Source organism: Pectobacterium sp. 1950-15 (assembly GCF_037136835.1).
Taxonomy (GTDB): Bacteria; Pseudomonadota; Gammaproteobacteria; order Enterobacterales; family Enterobacteriaceae; genus Pectobacterium.
In genome coordinates, this window is the sequence record NZ_JBBBQR010000010.1 from 151,218 (window position 1) to 169,207 (window position 17,990).

At 53.5% G+C, this 17,990-nt stretch carries 18 protein-coding genes; 9 read left to right on the forward strand and 9 right to left on the reverse strand.

All coding sequences use genetic code 11. The features are described from left to right. Nucleotides 1-11 precede the first annotated feature (11 nt). The 3 genes from carB to WCT94_RS13250 all read left to right on the forward strand — a co-directional run bounded on the left by carB (nt 12) and on the right by WCT94_RS13250 (nt 4,548). Nucleotides 12-3,236, forward strand: a complete 3,225-nt coding sequence (gene carB / locus WCT94_RS13240) for a carbamoyl-phosphate synthase large subunit (RefSeq protein ID WP_336869925.1) — start codon at nt 12-14, stop codon at nt 3,234-3,236. Nucleotides 3,237-3,392: 156 nt separating this feature from the next. Next, on the forward strand, nt 3,393-4,082 hold the full coding sequence (locus WCT94_RS13245; RefSeq protein WP_336869926.1) for a helix-turn-helix transcriptional regulator: 690 nt from the start codon (nt 3,393-3,395) through the stop codon (nt 4,080-4,082). 97 nt (nt 4,083-4,179) lie between these two features. Then, entirely contained in the window at nt 4,180-4,548 is a 369-nt protein-coding gene (locus WCT94_RS13250) for a VOC family protein (RefSeq protein ID WP_225181921.1), read from the forward strand. Between the two features lie 97 nt (nt 4,549-4,645). Here the strand turns inward: WCT94_RS13250 and WCT94_RS13255 are convergent, their stop codons facing one another. Further along, on the reverse strand, nt 4,646-5,260 hold the full coding sequence (locus WCT94_RS13255) for a LysE family transporter (RefSeq protein WP_181829350.1): 615 nt from the start codon (nt 5,258-5,260) through the stop codon (nt 4,646-4,648). A 203-nt stretch (nt 5,261-5,463) separates the two neighbouring features. Between WCT94_RS13255 and WCT94_RS13260 the strand changes: the two genes are divergently transcribed. The 3 genes from WCT94_RS13260 to folA all read left to right on the forward strand — a co-directional run bounded on the left by WCT94_RS13260 (nt 5,464) and on the right by folA (nt 7,279). Further along, nucleotides 5,464-6,237: a threonine/serine exporter family protein gene (locus WCT94_RS13260; protein WP_271878972.1), complete on the forward strand. Its 774-nt coding sequence runs from the start codon at nt 5,464-5,466 to the stop codon at nt 6,235-6,237. Further along, entirely contained in the window at nt 6,228-6,698 is a 471-nt protein-coding gene (locus WCT94_RS13265) for a threonine/serine exporter (protein WP_039483391.1), read from the forward strand. The genes WCT94_RS13260 and WCT94_RS13265 overlap by 10 nt, the downstream gene beginning before the upstream one ends. 98 nt (nt 6,699-6,796) lie before the next feature. Continuing rightward, nucleotides 6,797-7,279, forward strand: a complete 483-nt coding sequence (folA, locus tag WCT94_RS13270; RefSeq protein WP_010299774.1) for a type 3 dihydrofolate reductase — start codon at nt 6,797-6,799, stop codon at nt 7,277-7,279. 87 nt (nt 7,280-7,366) lie between these two features. Here folA and WCT94_RS13275 read toward each other — a convergent pair whose 3' ends face one another. Beyond that, entirely contained in the window at nt 7,367-8,272 is a 906-nt protein-coding gene (locus tag WCT94_RS13275; protein WP_336869928.1) for a LysR family transcriptional regulator, read from the reverse strand. A 111-nt stretch (nt 8,273-8,383) separates the two neighbouring features. On the opposite strand from WCT94_RS13275, the gene WCT94_RS13280 reads away from it, so the two are divergent. Beyond that, on the forward strand, nt 8,384-8,908 hold the full coding sequence (locus tag WCT94_RS13280) for a DMT family transporter (RefSeq protein ID WP_336869929.1): 525 nt from the start codon (nt 8,384-8,386) through the stop codon (nt 8,906-8,908). A 139-nt stretch (nt 8,909-9,047) separates the two neighbouring features. Next, nucleotides 9,048-9,242: a hypothetical protein gene (locus WCT94_RS13285; protein ID WP_336869931.1), complete on the forward strand. Its 195-nt coding sequence runs from the start codon at nt 9,048-9,050 to the stop codon at nt 9,240-9,242. A 38-nt stretch (nt 9,243-9,280) separates the two neighbouring features. On the opposite strand, the gene apaH is transcribed toward WCT94_RS13285, so the two are convergent. The 6 genes from apaH to lptD form a co-directional block, all read right to left on the reverse strand. Then, a complete protein-coding gene (apaH, locus tag WCT94_RS13290; RefSeq protein ID WP_336869932.1) occupies nt 9,281-10,138 on the reverse strand; it encodes a bis(5'-nucleosyl)-tetraphosphatase (symmetrical) ApaH in 858 nt (285 codons plus the stop codon). Between the two features lie 2 nt (nt 10,139-10,140). Further along, nucleotides 10,141-10,518, reverse strand: a complete 378-nt coding sequence (apaG, locus tag WCT94_RS13295; protein WP_180741499.1) for a Co2+/Mg2+ efflux protein ApaG — start codon at nt 10,516-10,518, stop codon at nt 10,141-10,143. A 12-nt stretch (nt 10,519-10,530) separates the two neighbouring features. Continuing rightward, nucleotides 10,531-11,349 (reverse strand): 16S rRNA (adenine(1518)-N(6)/adenine(1519)-N(6))-dimethyltransferase RsmA, encoded by an 819-nt coding sequence (gene rsmA / locus WCT94_RS13300; RefSeq protein WP_180741500.1) that lies wholly within the window; start codon nt 11,347-11,349, stop codon nt 10,531-10,533. Next, a complete protein-coding gene (gene pdxA / locus WCT94_RS13305; protein WP_336869933.1) occupies nt 11,342-12,343 on the reverse strand; it encodes a 4-hydroxythreonine-4-phosphate dehydrogenase PdxA in 1,002 nt (333 codons plus the stop codon). The genes rsmA and pdxA overlap by 8 nt, the downstream gene beginning before the upstream one ends. Next, the gene (gene surA, locus WCT94_RS13310) at nt 12,343-13,638 is read right to left on the reverse strand and encodes a peptidylprolyl isomerase SurA (protein WP_336869934.1); all 1,296 of its coding nucleotides are present in this window, start codon (nt 13,636-13,638) and stop codon (nt 12,343-12,345) included. The genes pdxA and surA overlap by 1 nt, the downstream gene beginning before the upstream one ends. Nucleotides 13,639-13,727: 89 nt before the next feature. After that, nucleotides 13,728-16,136, reverse strand: coding sequence for an LPS assembly protein LptD (gene lptD / locus WCT94_RS13315; RefSeq protein ID WP_336869935.1), 2,409 nt, complete (start codon nt 16,134-16,136; stop codon nt 13,728-13,730). Between the two features lie 149 nt (nt 16,137-16,285). Between lptD and djlA the strand changes: the two genes are divergently transcribed. Further along, on the forward strand, nt 16,286-17,161 hold the full coding sequence (gene djlA / locus WCT94_RS13320) for a co-chaperone DjlA (RefSeq protein ID WP_336869936.1): 876 nt from the start codon (nt 16,286-16,288) through the stop codon (nt 17,159-17,161). Between the two features lie 81 nt (nt 17,162-17,242). Here djlA and rluA read toward each other — a convergent pair whose 3' ends face one another. Further along, nucleotides 17,243-17,896 carry a bifunctional tRNA pseudouridine(32) synthase/23S rRNA pseudouridine(746) synthase RluA gene (gene rluA, locus WCT94_RS13325; protein ID WP_336869937.1) on the reverse strand — a complete coding sequence of 218 codons (654 nt, stop codon included), beginning with the start codon at nt 17,894-17,896 and terminating at the stop codon, nt 17,243-17,245. Nucleotides 17,897-17,990: the final 94 nt, after the last annotated feature.

Sequence of the window (17,990 nt, forward strand, 5' to 3'; positions counted from 1 at the left end):
GGAGCGAGAAAATGCCAAAACGTACAGATATTAAAAGCATCCTGATTCTGGGCGCAGGCCCGATTGTTATCGGCCAGGCGTGTGAGTTTGACTACTCGGGTGCACAAGCCTGTAAAGCACTGCGCGAAGAGGGCTACCGCGTTATTCTGGTGAACTCTAACCCGGCAACCATCATGACCGACCCGGAAATGGCCGATGCGACCTACATCGAGCCGATTCACTGGGAAGTGGTGCGTAAAATCATTGAAAAAGAGCGTCCAGACGCGGTGCTGCCAACGATGGGCGGCCAGACCGCGCTGAACTGCGCGCTGGAGCTGGAACGTCAGGGCGTGCTGGCGGAGTTCGGCGTCACCATGATTGGTGCAACGGCGGATGCGATTGATAAAGCAGAAGATCGTCGTCGTTTTGACGTCGCGATGAAGAAGATCGGTCTGGACACGGCGCGTTCTGGTATCGCACACACGATGGAAGAAGCACTGGCTGTGGCGGCTGACGTTGGCTTCCCGTGCATCATCCGTCCTTCCTTCACCATGGGCGGCACCGGCGGCGGTATCGCTTACAACCGCGAAGAGTTTGAAGAGATCTGCGAACGCGGTCTGGATCTTTCACCAACCAAAGAGCTGCTGATTGATGAATCGCTGATCGGTTGGAAAGAGTATGAGATGGAAGTGGTGCGTGATAAGAACGACAACTGCATCATCGTCTGCTCCATCGAAAACTTCGATGCTATGGGGATCCACACGGGTGACTCCATCACCGTCGCACCGGCACAAACGCTGACCGATAAAGAATATCAAATCATGCGTAACGCCTCGATGGCGGTACTGCGTGAAATCGGTGTAGAAACTGGCGGTTCCAACGTTCAGTTCTCGGTGAACCCGAAAACTGGCCGTCTGATCGTGATTGAAATGAACCCGCGCGTATCGCGTTCTTCCGCGCTGGCGTCTAAAGCTACGGGTTTCCCGATTGCGAAAATCGCGGCCAAACTGGCGGTGGGTTACACGCTTGATGAACTGATGAATGACATTACTGGTGGCCGTACGCCAGCGTCCTTCGAGCCAGCCATTGACTACGTTGTTACCAAGATTCCACGTTTCAACTTCGAAAAATTCGCGGGTGCCAATGACCGTCTGACCACGCAGATGAAATCTGTGGGTGAAGTGATGGCGATTGGTCGCACACAGCAGGAATCTCTGCAGAAAGCGCTGCGCGGGCTGGAAGTCGGCGCAACGGGCTTCGATCCGAAAGTGGATTTAGATGACCCTGAAGCGCTGACCAAAATTCGCCGCGAGCTGAAAGATGCCGGCGCAGAGCGTATCTGGTACATCGCCGATGCCTTCCGCGCAGGGATGTCTGTCGATGGCGTGTTTAACCTGACCAACGTTGACCGCTGGTTCCTGGTGCAGATTGAAGAGCTGGTGCGTCTGGAAGAGCAGGTCGCAGAGAAAGGTGCAACCGCATTGGATGCCGAATTCCTGCGTACGCTGAAGCGTAAAGGCTTTGCTGATGCGCGTCTGGCTAAACTGGCTGGCGTGGCGGAAAGCGAAATTCGCAAACTGCGCGATAAATTTAACCTGCATCCGGTATATAAGCGCGTCGACACCTGTGCGGCAGAATTCGCCACCGATACTGCTTACATGTACTCCACGTATGAAGAAGAGTGTGAAGCCAACCCGACTCAGGATCGTGACAAAATCATCGTGCTGGGTGGCGGGCCTAACCGTATCGGTCAGGGGATCGAATTTGACTACTGCTGCGTCCACGCTTCGCTGGCGCTGCGTGAAGATGGCTATGAAACCATCATGGTCAACTGCAACCCGGAAACCGTTTCAACAGACTACGATACCTCTGACCGTCTGTACTTCGAGCCGGTAACGTTTGAAGACGTGCTGGAAATTGTCCGTATCGAGAAGCCAAAAGGCGTGATCGTGCAGTACGGTGGCCAGACGCCGCTGAAACTGGCGCGTGCGCTGGAAGCGGCAGGTGTGCCGGTTATCGGTACCAGCCCCGATGCGATTGACCGTGCAGAAGACCGCGAGCGGTTCCAACAGGCTGTTAATCGTCTGGGGCTGAAGCAGCCTGCTAACGCCACGGTAGCGACGATTGAACAGGCGGTAGAAAAAGCGCGTGGCATTGGCTACCCGCTGGTTGTGCGTCCTTCTTATGTTCTGGGCGGCCGCGCGATGGAAATCGTGTATGACGAAATTGACCTGCGTCGCTACTTCCAGACCGCCGTTAGCGTGTCCAACGATGCGCCTGTTCTGTTAGACCGTTTCCTTGACGATGCCATCGAAGTCGATGTCGATGCGATCTGTGACGGCGAACGCGTGCTGATTGGCGGCATCATGGAGCACATCGAGCAGGCAGGGGTTCACTCCGGTGACTCGGCATGTTCACTGCCAGCCTACACGCTGAGCAAAGAGATTCAGGACGTGATGCGTCAGCAGGTTGAAAAACTGGCGTTTGAACTCTGCGTTCGCGGCCTGATGAACGTGCAGTTCGCGGTGAAGGATAACGAAGTTTATCTGATTGAAGTGAACCCACGTGCCGCGCGTACCGTACCGTTTGTCTCGAAAGCGACGGGTGTTCCGTTGGCGAAAGTCGCGGCACGCGTGATGGCAGGCAAAACGCTGGCTGAGCAGGGCGTCACGAAAGAAATTATCCCGCCGTACTACTCGGTGAAAGAAGTGGTGCTGCCGTTCAACAAATTCCCTGGCGTTGACCCGATTCTGGGGCCAGAAATGCGTTCGACCGGTGAAGTGATGGGCGTTGGCCGCACGTTTGCTGAAGCGTTTGCCAAGGCGATGCTGGGTAGTAGCTCGCACATGAAGAAAACCGGACGTGCGCTGCTGTCGGTACGTGAAGGCGATAAGGCTCGCGTGGTGGATCTGGCGGCCAAGCTGCTGAAGCACGGTTTTGAACTCGATGCGACGCACGGCACGGCAATTGAACTGGGTGAAGCAGGCATTAATCCACGTCTGGTGAACAAGGTGCATGAAGGTCGTCCGCACATTCAGGACCGCATCAAGAACGGCGAGTACACCTACATCGTCAACACCACCGCAGGGCGTCAGGCGATTGAAGATTCCAAGCTGATTCGCCGTAGCGCGCTGCAATACAAGGTGCATTACGACACGACGCTGAACGGTGGTTTCGCCACGGCAATGTCGTTGACGGCCGATCCGACGGAGAAGGTGACTTCCGTGCAGGAAATGCATGCGATGATTAAAGGCTGATTGACCGACCTCGATAGGCAGTAAGCCGATAAGAAAAAGCCAGCGTTGGCAACAGCGCTGGCTTTTTTGTATTTTTGTGTAGCCTGAAATCCTCTGCCACTCGGTTTTGAGGCAGGTATTGAGTAAGTTTCCTATGCCTGAAATCAGGGTGAGATGATGTCCAGAACGCAGCGTTTGCTTGAGCTTTTACAGATATTACGCCATCACCGCTTTCCCGTAACAGGAGCGTATTTGGCGGAAAAGTTAAGTGTGAGCCAGAGAACGGTCTATCGTGATATTGCCACGCTACAGTTGCAGGGAGCGCATATTGAGGGTGAGGCGGGATTAGGTTATATCCTGCGCCCAGGGTTCATTCTGCCCCCTCTGATGTTTTCAGAAGAGGAAATTGAAGCATTAGTGTTGGGTTCGCGCTGGGTCGTCCGAAGAACCGATGAGCGTTTGGCGGGGGCAGCTCGTAATGCATTGATGAAGATTGCCGCGGTATTACCACCAGAGTTGCGTAACGCGCTTGATTCTTCAGGACTATTAGTGGGTAAAGCGGAATTTACTCCCGCTGTTGCTATCGACTTATCAGCCTTACGTTACGCTATTCGGGCAGAACGTCGTACGGAGATTGCTTATTGTGACCTGCAGGGTAATGAGTCTCTCCGAACTATCTGGCCGTTTGCATTGGGATTTTTCGATCAAACGCATGTGATTGCCGCCTGGTGCGAACGCCGTCAGCAGTTTCGTCACTTCAGGGCTGAACGCATCCGTAGTATGACGGTGTTGGAGCAGCGTTATCCTCGTCGTCGCCAGCAGTTATTAAAAGAATGGCATGAAAAAGAGGACATTCCTCAGCAGTAATGGCTACTGACAGAAATTGACATCAGTGCGTACTACGATGCATTCAGGCAAGCAGAAGCCTTCTGCTTATTACCCACCTGATTACAGGGAGTCTCTGATGAACGCACCAAATTTTATTATTTTATATGTGGAAGATGCCGTTACCAGCGAACGTTTCTATCGTGAACTGTTTGATTTTCAGCCTGTTGAGAAGTCGGAAAACTTTGCCATGTTTGCCTTTGACTCAGGGCTGTTATTGGGGTTGTGGTCTAAGCATGAGGTTAAACCGCTAACCCAACTGGCGGGCGGTGGTAGCGAATTAGCCATTCGTGTCGAGAGTGAGGTCGCACTGAACGCGATTTATGAAAACTGGAAGGCACGGGATATGACTATCGCTCAGGATATCACCCAGATGGATTTTGGCCTGACATTCGTAGCACTCGATCCCGATCACCATCGGTTACGTGTTTATTATGCCAGCTACTAAGCTAGCGTCAGGATAAGAACATAACCCCTTCGGTGAAAATCGAGGGGGTTTTTATCTCAATCCAGACGGCGACAGGCGAGCAAGCCTGGTGACAATCTCACCCCAGTGCCACCTTGATGCCCAATGCGATCAATACCGTTCCTAGCAGCTTATCCACCAGTTTTTGCACTTTAGCCAACCCACGCCGCACGGGTTCGCTTTGGAAAAGCACCACTAACAGCGGCCACCAGACGGCAGATAGCAGCAAGATAATCATGGCGTACCACAGCTTTTCACCGATGCCGGAGTGAATATTCAAAACCTGCGTGAACATCGCCAGAAAGAACAGTGTAGCCTTTGGATTAAGCAGGTTGCAGAGGTAACCTTGCAGGAACGCTTTTTTCAGACTGACGCTTTGTTGCACCAGGTTCGATACGTCCATCTTGCTGCCACCGCGCGCGAATAACGCTTGAATACCGATCCAGATCAGATAGGCGGCGCCTGCATATTTCAGTACATTAAACAGCCACGGTGTGGTGGTGATGACGACAGCGAGCCCGGCGACGCAGTACGCCATATGCGTTGCCACACCGCAGACTACGCCGAACGCGGTCATCAGCGCGGCGACGCGCGGGTAACGCGCGGCATTCCTGATGACGAGGAAAAAGTCGGGGCCGGGAGAGATCATTCCCAGCGTGGCGATGGTCGCGACAAACAGCGATGTTTCTAACATGATCATTCCTGAGCGTGAAAATAGTCAATGCGTTTGAAATGATAGCGCCAGAATAATGAATTCGCATCACACTTATTGGTTATTCGGCGGCGATATGTTAACAATTGTCCTTTAATTTTTTGTGGTTAATTTCAGGGGCGGGTTGAGATAACAACATGGTCAGTGAATGTGAGAACCGTGAATTACTCAGTAATACAAAACGGATGGGTGAAGCGCCACAGCAGCGGGAAATAACCCGGCTGTGCATCCAGTGTGCGCTGCTGCTGTTACAGCATGGTGCGGAGAGTATGGTCGTGGAACAGCTATCGTCGCGGCTGGGTATGGCTCTGGGCGCTGATAGCGTCGAGAGTTCAATCTCGGCAAACTCGATTGTCCTGACCACTATCATGCAAGGGCATTGCCTGACGTCGACACGTAAAAATGTGGACCGTGGCATTAATATGCACGTCGTCATTGAAGTTCAGCATGCGGTCATCATGGCCGAGCATAAATTGCTGGATGTGGCGGGTGTGGAAAAGCGTCTGGGGAATATCAAACCCTTGCGCTACCCGCGCTGGCTGATGGTTTCCGTTGTGGCGCTCTCCTGCGGCTGCTTCAGCCGTTTGAACGGCGGCGGGTGGGACGCGTTTATCGTCACGCTGATTGCTAGCGGTCTGGCAATGTACGTCCGGCAGGTTTTTACAGCGCGACATCTGAATCCGTTGATTAACTTCTGCATTACGGCATTTGTCGCGACGTCGGCATCCGGGCTGTTAATGCGTTTACCCACTTTTTCTCAAACCTCGACGGTGGCGATGGCGGCGAGCGTGCTGCTGCTGGTTCCCGGTTTTCCGCTGATTAACGCCGTAGCGGATATGTTTAAAGGCCACGTGAATACCGGTCTGGCGCGCTGGACGGTCGCGAGTTTACTGACGCTGGCAACCTGTATTGGCGTGGTGATGGCGATGTCGCTGTGGGGGTTACGCGGATGGGCTTAAGTTTACTGTGGGCACTCTTGCAGGATATGGTGCTGGCGGCGGTCCCTGCGCTGGGCTTTGCGATGGTCTTCAACGTACCGCTGAAAGTGCTGCCTTACTGTGCGCTGTTGGGCGGCGTCGGGCACGGCGTACGGTTTCTGGCGATACATTTCGGTATGAATATTGAGTGGGCGTCGTTTCTGGCGGCAATCCTGATTGGCATCATCGGTATTCGCTGGTCACGCTGGCTGCTGGCGCACCCGAAAGTCTTCACCGTAGCGGCTGTGATCCCGATGTTTCCCGGTATTTCCGCCTACACGGCGATGATTTCGGTGGTGGAAATCTCGCATCTTGGCTACAGCGAAGCGCTGATGAACGTCATGATGACCAACTTCCTGAAGGCCAGTTTTATCGTTGGTGCGCTCTCTATCGGCCTGTCTTTACCGGGAATCTGGCTCTACCGCAAACGACCAGGAGTATAAAACTCTTATATTACGTTTCGGTCTCGTATCTATATCGACGAGCGAAAGGGCTTTCCGTATAGTGTCAGCAATTTTCTGACCTACAGGGTTTTTTCACCATGGTTATTAGTTTGATTGCTGCACTGGCAGTGGATCGCGTGATTGGCATGGAAAACGCGATGCCGTGGCATTTGCCCGCCGATCTGGCGTGGTTTAAGCGTAATACGCTGAATAAGCCGATTATTATGGGGCGTAATACTTTTCGTTCTATCGGTCAGCCGCTGCCCGGCCGACTGAACATTGTCGTCAGCAATCATCCCGGTGATGACGATCGTGTAACCTGGGTCTCTTCGCTGGACGCTGCGCTGGCGGCGGCAGGTGACGTTGAGGAAGTGATGGTGATTGGCGGCGGTAGTATTTATCAGCAAATGCTGGCGCAGGCCAATCGTCTCTACCTGACGCACATTGATGCTGAAGTGGAAGGCGATACGCATTTCCCTGACTACGAGCCGGATGAATGGCAGTCTGTTTTCAGCGAATTCCATGATGCTGACGAGCGTAACTCACACAGTTACTGCTTCGAAATTCTGGAACGTCGCTAAGCGCGCTTTCCTGCAAGAGCGCTGTCGACATACGATGCTCGCCAAACCCGCCTTGTGCGGGTTTTTTCGTTTTCTGACCCGGTGTTTTTAATTTGCCGCCTGACAACTTTCCCAAATGGCTTGTCTCAGCCAGCGATGCGCAGGATCGCTCTCGCGTCGCGTGTGCCATACCTGCTGGAAGGCAAAGTCGGGTATCGTGAATGGGGGCGAAAAAATGTGCAAGTCGGGCGTATTAACCCGCGCCATGCTACGCAGCGCGGCAGTTAAAATCAGATCAGTTCCGGCAATGAGGTTGATGGCGGCATGCCAGTGGGGCAGCGTTAGCACCACATTACGCGACAGGCCGCTTGCAGCCAGCGTGTTGTCAACTTCATTGGCAGAATCAGGATGCATGGTGACCAGAACATGCGGCCGCTCCAGCCACGCCTCAAGCGACAGCGTACCGTTTTCTGGCAGTGTGGCATGGTCGGCCAGACAGGCAAACTGCTCTTCAAAGAGAAGCTCGGCGTGCACCTCGGGTGGGCGTGTGGGGAAAACACCGAGACCTAAGTCGATTTCTCCATCGATCAACTGTGCCAGCATCATTTCACGACCGGCATGACTGACGGCCAGCGAAATGCCGGGTGCCTGCGCGCGCAGATGCTGCATGAGCGTTGGCAAGACGGCATTCGTACCGTAATCGGAGAGCGCTAAACGGAAATGCCGCGTGGTATGGCGCGGATCGAACTGCGGTGTCTGGATGAGCCCGTTCAACTGATCCAGCGCCTGTTCCAGCGGATCGAGTAGCGCCTGAGCGCGGGTCGTCAGCGTCAGGCCAACTTCACGCCGGACTAGCAGCGGATCGTTAAAAATCTGGCGAAGCTGTGATAGTGAATGGCTGACGGCAGGCTGACTGCGGTGCAGACGCAGTGCTGCCCGCGTGACGTGTTTTTCCGTCAACAGCGCATGCAGCGTTAACAGCAGATTCATATCGATACGCCGCAAATCATCCATTCTATGCATACCTTAATTATAAATTACGAATTTCCATCAGTGTAATGGATAGGAGAGTATTGGAACATCCCAATTACGTTGTGAACTTTATAGTGTGAGCCAGGGGGTTCCATGTCGTTATTCTCTTCTTTTTCTCTCTCATTACTGCTGCCGCTGGGTATTGCTGTGCTTGCCGGGAGCATTGTGCCTTTTCAGGCTGCCAGCAATGCGGCGCTGGGGCGCGCGTTAGGTCATCCACTGTGGGCCACGCTGGTCTCACTGCTGGTCAGTATTTGTGTACTGTTACCGATCCTGTTTGCAGCCAGGATACCGACGCCTACGGTCGGTCCCGCTTTGCAGGGGCCGTGGTGGATTTGGCTGGGTGGCGTTGCGGGCGTCGCTTATATCACCGCCGCGTTATTGCTGACGCCAAAGCTCGGTGCCTCAGGCTTTATTGTCTGTGTGATTGCTGGTCAGGTGGTGGCATCGCTGATTATCGATCATTTTGGCTTGATGGGGCTGGCGGTGAAGCCTGCAACGCTGGGGCGGATAGCAGGCGTCGCGTTAATCGTGATGGGGATGCTGGTGGTGCAATACTCTGCGGCTTCTCCGCCGCTGGCAAAACCTGCTGTTGCAACCCATAAGCAACCACAATGAGAGAGACTCTCCATTTTTTAGCCGGAATGGGTCACATTTCCGTCATCTATCATCGCTAGTATGACAACGAGTAGCGGCTTTCGTCGTTAAATTGAGATGTCGTTAAGCCGCTGTGTTTGATAGATAGGAGACAGTAAGCATGACGAATAGAAACAGTAATCTGAATACTGACCGCCTGAGCGATCCACGCCGCCGAGAATTACCATCAGGCAACGTAGAAGCCGTTGGTCTGGCCGGATTTCTTGGCGGCGGTATCTGGTCGATTCCCGCCGAGGAGTCAGCTGCACCACCGTCCGAAAAGGTTCAGTCTGGGACGGCCTTCCCCTTTCTGTAACGGTGGTGCGCTGTACATGAGCGTATGAATCCGCCCGTTCAGAGCGCGATATCACCAGAAGATTCGGTATTTGATGAAGTGCTTGATGAAAGTGACGACTGCGTGAAATAGCGCTTATCGTCCCAACGCAGCATAGTCAGCTCCCCCCCCCAACAGCACCCGGTATCCAGCGCGTAAATATTTTCCGGTGTGCCTTTCCCTTCCAGCGATGCCCAGTGACCGAAGGCAATAGCATATTCCCCGGCAACCTGACTTGGCAGCTCAAACCACGGTTTTAGCAGAGAAGGGGCCTGAGTCGGTGGCTCTTTACAGAGCATATCCAGTTGCCCGCCGGAGAAGCAGTAGCGCATACGGGTAAATACGTTGGTGCTAAAGCGTAGACGTGCCAGGCCGCTAAGTTCCGGGCTCCAGTGATTCGGCATATCGCCATACATCGCATCGAGGAAAAGCGGATAGCTGTCGCTGCTCAGGATCGATTCGACTTCTCGAGCGCACATCTGTGCAGTGGGGAGATCCCACTGCGGCGTGATGCCCGCATGCGCCATCACCAGCTTCAGATCGTCATCGACCTGTAGGATCGGCTGGCGGCGTAGCCAGTTGATGAGCTCGTCTGCGTCCGGTGCGGTGAGGAGATCGCTGATACGATCTTTCGGTTTGTTGCGGCTGATGCCAGCATAAACGGCCAACAGGTGCAGGTCGTGGTTGCCGAGCACCATGCGAACAGCAGGACCGAGAGAGCGAACGAAGCGCAGAACCTGAAGCGAATCCGGGCCGCGTGCGACTAAATCGCCGGTTAACCACAGCGTATCTTGCTCCGGATTAAAGGAAACTTGCGCCAATAGCGCTTTGAGTTCAACTAAACAGCCGTGAACATCGCCAACTAAATAGGTAGACATAATTAATGTATCAGTGAAGGGATAGCCAGACGGAAAACGGGGATGGAAACCTGAAACGCGTTACCCTGATGGTCAGTCATATGGTAGTGGCCTTCCATTGTACCGAGGGGCGTTTCTATAACGGCACCGCTGGTATATTGGAATTCGCTGCCAGGGTGGATAATCGGCTGTTCGCCGACCACGCCTTCACCCTGAACTTCAGTCTGTCGGCCGTTACCGTTGGTGATCAGCCAATAACGCCCCAAAAGCTGGACTTCATGACGCCCCAGATTGCGAACCGTAATCGTGTAAGCAAACACGAAACGTTCTTCATCAGGCTCCGATTGTGATTCCACGTAGAAGCTCTGAACCTGTACACAAACACGGGGCGCATTAATCATGATGAACTCCAGTTATTCCTGTTTTGCCGGATGCTCACTTAACCAGTTAGCCAATCGGCAATATTGCTCAACGGACACATTCTCTGCGCGGCTGGTGGCATCGATCCCCAGTTCAGCGAGCACGTCTGGGGTGAACAGATTGCCCAGACTGTTACGCAGTGTCTTACGGCGCTGGTTAAATGCTTCCGTCGTGATGCGGCTTAGCACGCGAATGTCGCTGACCGGGTAGGGGATCTCGGCATGAGGCACGAGTCGCACTACGGCGGAATCAACTTTAGGTGCGGGCTTGAAGGCCTCTGGCGGCACTTCAAGCACCGGAATCACCTGACAATAATACTGCGCCATAACGCTCAGGCGTCCGAACGCTTTGCTGTTCGGCCCTGCAACCAAACGGTTAACCACTTCTTTCTGCAACATAAAGTGCATGTCGCGGATAGATTGAGTATAGCTGAACAGGTGGAACATCAGCGGTGTGGAAATATTATACGGCAGGTTGCCAAAAACGCGCAGCGGTTGGCCGGCTTGCTCAGCGAGCGCGGCGAAATCGATCGTCATGGCATCTTGCTGAATAATTGTCAGCTTATCTTTCAGCGTCGGATGTGTTTCCAACCGCGCGGCCAGATCCCTGTCCAGCTCAATAACGGTGAAACGATCCATCCGTTCGCCGACAGGCGCGGTCAGTGCACCGAGGCCGGGGCCGATCTCTACGACTGCCTGTCCTGGCTGAGGGTGAATAGCCGAGACGATGCTATCGATCACGAAGTGATCGTTTAAAAAGTTTTGCCCAAAACGTTTACGGGCGAAGTGACCTTGGTGTACGCGATTATTCATTACTGTGTTTTATCATTTTAATGGCAAGATTTAATGCCGTGATGAAGCTGCCGGGGTCGGCACTGCCCGTTGCGGCCAGCTCAAGTGCTGTTCCGTGGTCAACTGATGTGCGAATAAAGGGTAACCCCAGCGTGATATTAACGGCGCGCCCGAAGCCCTGATATTTCAGAACCGGGAGCCCTTGATCGTGGTACATCGCCAACACGGCGTCAGCGTGTTGCAGATATTTGGGCTGGAAAAGGGTGTCCGCAGGCAGCGGCCCAACCAGCGTGATACCCTGCTGCCGCAGTTCATCCAGCGCCGGATTAATCACATCCAGCTCTTCACGGCCCATATGGCCGCCTTCACCGGCATGAGGGTTCAATCCACAAACATAAATCTGCGGTTGAACGATGCCGAATTTTGTCTGCAAATCATGGTGCAAAATCGTGATGACTTCGTGCAGGCTCTGGCGGGTAATAGCCGCAGAAACGGCGGCAAGCGGCAGATGCGTGGTGGCTAAGGCAACACGCAGTTCTTCCGTCGCCAGCATCATAACAACACGGTCACAGCCGCTGCGCTCGGCGAAAAATTCAGTGTGTCCGCTGAATGGAACACCAGCATCGTTGATAATGCCTTTATGTACCGGGCCAGTAATCAGCGCGGCGAATTCACCGTTCAGACAGCCGTCGCAAGCACGAGCCAATGTCTCAACGACATAAGCGCTGTTAGCGACATTCAATTGGCTGGCAATGACGGTTGCCGATGTGGCGATCGGCAGGATAGTGAGGCTACCTGCCTGTTGTGGCTGTGCGGGCTGGCCGGGTTGATAGTCGCGCAATGTCAGCGGCATAGACAGCTGCAATGCGCGACTCAATAACAGGTCAGGATCCGCACAGATGACCAGCTCCACAGGCCAGGCCTGTTGAGCCAGAGCAACCACCAGATCGGGGCCAATCCCGGCGGGTTCGCCGGGGGTGATCACAACGCGTGGTGTATTGCTCTCAGTCTGCATTAGTTAGTGGCGCCATTAATCACTTTGACATACGCCGATGCACGCTGTTCCTGCATCCAGGTTTGTGCTTCTTCGGCGAATTTACGGTTAAAGATCATACGGTAAGCCTGCTCTTTTTGTGCCGCGTCGGTTTTATCCACCTGACGGGTATCCAGCAACTGAATTAGATGCCAGCCAAAAGAGGAATGGACAGGCTGACTGATTTCGCCTTTCTTCAGTTTCAACAACGCATCGCGGAAGGCCGGATCGTACATATCTGGAGAAGCCCAGCCAAGGTCGCCGCCCTGATTCGCTGAACCAGGATCCTGAGAAAGCAGTTTGGCTTGTGCGGCGAAATCGGTGCTGCCGTTTTTGATCTGCTGTGCCACTTCGGCCAGTTTGGCTTGCGCCTGACTGTCCGTCATGACGACAGACGGTTTGATCAGAATATGGCGAGCATGGGTTTCGGTTACCGATATGCTTTTGTTACCGCCGCGAATATCGTTCACTTTCAGAATGTGGAAACCTACGCCGGAACGGATCGGACCGACGATTTGGCCTTTCTGCGCCTGAGTTAAGCGCTCGGCAAACAGCGTTGGGATCTCTTGCAGTTTACCCCAGCCCATCTGGCCGCCTTTCAGCGCCTGAGAGTCAGCCGAATAGGTGATGGCCAACTTACCAAAATCTGCGCCTTCACTGATTTGTTTCACCAGCGACGTTGCCAGATTTTCCGCCTCATCAACCTGCTGCTGAGTCGGGTTTTCCGGTAATGGGATCAGAATGTGGCTCAGGTTCAGCTCATCGTTTTCACCGGTCTGGTTGGCGATCTGCTTAGCCAGCGTATCGACTTCCTGCGGCAGTACGGTAACGCGACGACGAACTTCGTTGTTACGCACTTCCGAGATCAGCATCTCTTTGCGAATCTGGTTACGGTAGGTGTTGTAGTTCAGGCCTTCATAAGCCAGCTGGCTTTTTAGCTGGTCCAGAGACATCCGGTTCTGAGCGGCAATATTGGTAATTGCCTGATTCAGTTGCTCATCCGTCACCTGGATACCCATCTTCTGCGCCATTTGCAAAATGATGTTATCCATGATTAAACGGTCAGTAATCTGATGGCGCAACGTGGCGTCATCAGGCAACTGTTGCCCGGCCTGCTGGGCGTTCAGTTTTACCGACTGCAAAAGACTGTTTACATCACTTTCCAACACGACGCTGTTGTCGACCACTGCTGCGACTTTATCAACCACCTGTGGTGCTGCGAACGCGGTAGAGGCACTCAGTGCCAATCCGAGAATAAGCGTTCTCCAGTTCTTCATACCTTTCCCATTATTTCATCCGCAAGGCGGGTTAAAAGTTCCAACGTTTCAGTGAGACAGCCTGCTTGCTACTAACACTCTGGGTGACATCAGAATGCGCGCTGGTAAGGCAGAATACCTGAGCGCAACATTTTTTCAGAACCCAGACTGTAATTACTGCTTAAACCACGTAATTCGATATTAAACGACACTTTGTTGTCGTATTCGCTGCTGCGGCTGACGCTGTTCCAGTCGGTAATTTTACGTTCATAACCGACGCTCACGGCCCAACAGCAGGTATTGTACTGTAAGCCAATAAGCTGGTTCGCCGGCTGATTGGCCTTGGTGTCGTAATAATAAGCACCCACCACGGCCCAACGCTCGACAATCGGCCAGCTCGCGGTGATACCGACCTGCGAGATACCTTGCTGGAAGCCAGGGTTCGTGACATTAGGGATCATGTCTCGAATATATTCTGGGCTCGCGTAACGATAATTCAGCTGCACCAGACGTTCCGCATCACGACGGTATTCTAACACGGCGTCGCCCAGCGCGACTTCGTTCAGACGATTGTCATACTGCAGACCTCCGCGAACACCCCATCTGTCATCGATTCTCAGGAAGGAGTCACCGGCCCACACCTGGCTCCCGTTGTTATCGCTTTTATCGAGCGACGTGTTGCGGTCACCCGTGCGTGGGCGATCAAAGTAATAGATTTGACCAATAGAAGCGTTAAAACGTTCAACCAACGCATCATCATAAATACGCGTGGTGACACCGGTCACAAGCTGATTTGCGGACGCGATGCGGTCCAGACCGCTGTAACTGCGATCGCGGAACAGGCCTGAATAGTCGGTCTGCATCAGCGTGGAGTCATAGGTATGGATGCTGCTCTGATCGCGATAAGGGACATACAAGTACTGCGCGCGAGGTTCCAGCGTCTGGGTATAAGCCTGAGACCAGTCCATTTCGCGCTCAAAGACCATCTTGCCATCGATTTTATATTGTGGCATCACCCGATTCACCGAGTCTTTCAGTGCATTTTTTGAATCTTGTATTTCTTGAGTGCTACTTGGTGTCGCACGATAGCGATCCAGATTGTCCTGTTGATAATGCGTCGCCAATAGCTTGGCTTCGGTATTCAGGCTGGCCCAACGGTTTGCTAACGGCAGATTCAACGTTGGTTCAACGTGCAGACGAGTCGCTTCTGGTCGATTGTTGTTGACGTTGGTAAATTTTACCGCCTGACCATAAAGGTGCATATCAACCGGGCCGATATCATTCTGGTAATAATTGATATCGAGCTGCGGCTCAGCACGATAGACATCGCGGTTGGTCGCATTGGAAAAGACCTGAAACTGTTTGGTGGACACCGTGGCGTTCCAGTTTTGGTTCGCGTAACCCGCACTGAATTTTTGGGTAACGTAGCCATCGGTGGTTGACCCGTAATTCGAGCTCAGATCGGTGAAGTAGCGGTCGTCGCTGACTTTTGTGTAGTCCGCGTTAAAACGCCACACCTGATCCATCACGCCGCTGTGACCCCAATGGAACAGCCAGCGGGTGTCGTTATCGTCCTGTGGGGAGACTTTAGCGTATTCATTGTCGCTGGGCAGCCAGTCGAACTGAATGACACCAAGGCCCGGCGTGGTCAGGTAGCGGAATTCGTTCTGCCACTGCATACCACGTTTAGTTTGCAGATGCGGTGTGATTGTGGCGTCAAAATTAGGCGCGATGTTCCAGTAATAGGGCGTTAGCAGTTCAAAACCATTGCTGCTGCCATATTGCGCATTAGGGATCAGGAAGCCAGAGCGTCGTTTATCGCCGATAGGAAGCTGCAAATACGGGCTATAGAACACAGGTACGCCAGCAATCTTGAAACGCGCGTTCCAGATTTCAGCAACCTGCTCTTCTCTGTCTTGAATCACTTCCGAACCGACGACACTCCAGCTATTATCTCCCGGCAGACAGGAAGTGAAGGAGCCGTTTTCCAGAATGGTGTAGCGATTGCTGTCACGCATTTTCATTTTGTCGGCGGAACCACGCCCTTGACGGCCCACCATCTGATAGTCGCCTTCATAGACGTCGGTATCTTTGGTGTTTAGGTTGGCCCAGGCTTTAGGGCCTTTCAGGATAACCTGATTGTCGTCGTAGTGGACATTCCCCGTCGCGGTAATGGTTCGCGTGGGCGTGCTACCCTGTGTTGCCGGATCCAACTGGTTCAGCTCCACCTGCTCGGCAGTCATGACACTGTTGCCCTGCTGGATGTTAACATTACCGGTGAATTTGGCGCTGTCTGGGTAGTTGGCTTCGGTTTTATCGGCCTGAATATTGACCGGCAGCTGATTGGGATCGCCAGTAACCAGCGGTCTGTTGTACGTAGGTACACCCAGCATGCACTGTTCAGCGAGATCGGCCAGCGCGTGCTGGCTGTAAAGCGCCGACCAAACCAGAGTGGCCAGCAGAGTTGGGAAACTTTTTTTCATACGCAGTATCAGGTGTTCCGTCATCAGGGGCATCATGCCGGCAAACGGTCAGAGACTATATCACTCGTTAGCGTTGCGCCAGTGTTAAATCCCCACCGCCTATACGCACCGCCGTTAGGTGCAAAGATAAATGACAGGTATGATAAAGCAATTTTTGGCTGACGGCATGAGGATTTGAGGAGTATATGCGGTATTGGGGAAAGTTGCTGGGGTTAGCGCTGGGAATCGTCTCAAGCGCTGGCATCTGGGGAATGATCATGGGCTTACTGATGGGGCATTGGATTGACAAAGCCCGGGCATCGCGTCGCCGTGATTATTTTTCGGCTCAGTCTACCCGCCAGTCATTGTTCTTTCTCACGACCTTTCAAGCCATGGGGCACCTGACCAAATCCAAAGGCCGGGTGACTGAGGCCGATATCAAGATCGCGACCAAAATGATGGATCGCCTTGAGCTGTTTGGTGAGGCCAGAACCGCGGCTCAGAGGGCTTTCCGCGAAGGAAAGGCCGGTCATTTCCCTCTGCGCATAAAATTACGCAAGCTGCGTGATGCCTGTCTGGGACGCTTTGATTTAATTAAGATGTTTCTGGAAATCCAGCTTCAGGTCGCATTTGTTGATGGCGTTTTGCACCCGAATGAGCGACGCGTGTTGTACGTGATTGCCGATGAGCTGGGCGTGACGCGCGAGCAGTTTGAGTTTTTCCTGCGAAATATGGAAGGTACCTCGGGGCAACAGTCTCGGCAGAATCAGTCACGACAGAACGGTAAATCACATCAGCGTCGTAATAATGGCTATTCCAACGGCCACTCTTATGGCGGTCAGCGTCCTGCGTCACCACCGCGCGGGCTAACAGTCGAAAGCGCCTGTCGTACGCTGGGTGTGCGTAGCAGCGATGATGCTGCAACGATTAAGCGCGCCTACCGTAAACTCATGAGTGAGCATCATCCCGATAAGCTGGTCGCCAAGAAACTTTCGCCAAGGATGATGGAGATGGCCAAGCGAAAAGCGCAGGATATTCAGGCAGCCTATGAACTGTTGAAAAGCGCGAATCAGACAAAATAATCCGCATCTTCCCCTTCTTGTTACTTCCCCGTTTTACCGCGCTACCAAATCCGATTTGCAAATGCCGTCGGCGCGTTTGCCTTAGAAATCCGCTTCGCAACGAAAGTGCATCGGGGTATTGAAAGCTGGGTGCGTGATAGCCAGTTCTTGTGCGTGTAATAACAGGCGGGGCGCCATTGCTTTAGCATCAGGATGGGCATAAAAGCCATCGCCGAGGATAGGGTGGCCCAGCGCGAGCAGATGGACGCGCAGTTGGTGGGATCGGCCGGTAATCGGCATCAGCTTGACGCGCGTCGTACCGTCATCGTCGCGTGAGAGTACCTGATATTCCGTCTGTGCCGCTTTGCCTGTTTCAAAACAGACTTTCTGTTTTGGGCGGTTCGGCCAGTCGCAGATCAGCGGAAGATCGATGATGCCTTCATCCTGCTCCATATGCCCCCAGACGCGGGCAAGGTAGGATTTCTTCGGTTCGCGCTCGCGAAACTGGCGCTTTAATTCACGCTCGGCGGCTTTTGTGAGTGCGACGGCAATGACGCCGCTGGTCGCCATGTCCAGACGATGAACGGATTCGGCCGTTGGGTAGTCAGCCTGAATGCGGCTCATGACGCTGTCTTTGTGTTCTGGCGCACGGCCGGGAACCGACAGCAGACCGCTGGGTTTATTCACCACCATGATGTGCTGATCCTGGTAAAGAATATGCAACCAGGGATCGGTAGGCGGATTATAGGGTTCCATCGGAGCACCTTCAGGCAACATATAATGTGTGATATTAGGGAGAACACGGGGATGAGGTTCCCGCAGGGAGACCTCGCCCCGTGGTATGCCCGTG

Excerpts from the sequence above, each read along its gene's own strand:
- carB (WP_336869925.1), top strand. The coding sequence starts at position 12 with ATGCCAAAACGTACAGATATTAAAAGCATCCTGATTCTGGGCGCAGGC.
- WCT94_RS13245 (WP_336869926.1), top strand. The coding sequence starts at position 3,393 with ATGTCCAGAACGCAGCGTTTGCTTGAGCTTTTACAGATATTACGCCAT.
- WCT94_RS13250 (WP_225181921.1), top strand. The coding sequence starts at position 4,180 with ATGAACGCACCAAATTTTATTATTTTATATGTGGAAGATGCCGTTACC.
- WCT94_RS13255 (WP_181829350.1), bottom strand. The coding sequence starts at position 5,260 with ATGTTAGAAACATCGCTGTTTGTCGCGACCATCGCCACGCTGGGAATG.
- WCT94_RS13260 (WP_271878972.1), top strand. The coding sequence starts at position 5,464 with ATGGGTGAAGCGCCACAGCAGCGGGAAATAACCCGGCTGTGCATCCAG.
- WCT94_RS13265 (WP_039483391.1), top strand. The coding sequence starts at position 6,228 with ATGGGCTTAAGTTTACTGTGGGCACTCTTGCAGGATATGGTGCTGGCG.
- folA (WP_010299774.1), top strand. The coding sequence starts at position 6,797 with ATGGTTATTAGTTTGATTGCTGCACTGGCAGTGGATCGCGTGATTGGC.
- WCT94_RS13275 (WP_336869928.1), bottom strand. The coding sequence starts at position 8,272 with ATGGATGATTTGCGGCGTATCGATATGAATCTGCTGTTAACGCTGCAT.
- WCT94_RS13280 (WP_336869929.1), top strand. The coding sequence starts at position 8,384 with ATGTCGTTATTCTCTTCTTTTTCTCTCTCATTACTGCTGCCGCTGGGT.
- WCT94_RS13285 (WP_336869931.1), top strand. The coding sequence starts at position 9,048 with ATGACGAATAGAAACAGTAATCTGAATACTGACCGCCTGAGCGATCCA.
- apaH (WP_336869932.1), bottom strand. The coding sequence starts at position 10,138 with ATGTCTACCTATTTAGTTGGCGATGTTCACGGCTGTTTAGTTGAACTC.
- apaG (WP_180741499.1), bottom strand. The coding sequence starts at position 10,518 with ATGATTAATGCGCCCCGTGTTTGTGTACAGGTTCAGAGCTTCTACGTG.
- rsmA (WP_180741500.1), bottom strand. The coding sequence starts at position 11,349 with ATGAATAATCGCGTACACCAAGGTCACTTCGCCCGTAAACGTTTTGGG.
- pdxA (WP_336869933.1), bottom strand. The coding sequence starts at position 12,343 with ATGCAGACTGAGAGCAATACACCACGCGTTGTGATCACCCCCGGCGAA.
- surA (WP_336869934.1), bottom strand. The coding sequence starts at position 13,638 with ATGAAGAACTGGAGAACGCTTATTCTCGGATTGGCACTGAGTGCCTCT.
- lptD (WP_336869935.1), bottom strand. The coding sequence starts at position 16,136 with ATGATGCCCCTGATGACGGAACACCTGATACTGCGTATGAAAAAAAGT.
- djlA (WP_336869936.1), top strand. The coding sequence starts at position 16,286 with ATGCGGTATTGGGGAAAGTTGCTGGGGTTAGCGCTGGGAATCGTCTCA.
- rluA (WP_336869937.1), bottom strand. The coding sequence starts at position 17,896 with ATGGAACCCTATAATCCGCCTACCGATCCCTGGTTGCATATTCTTTAC.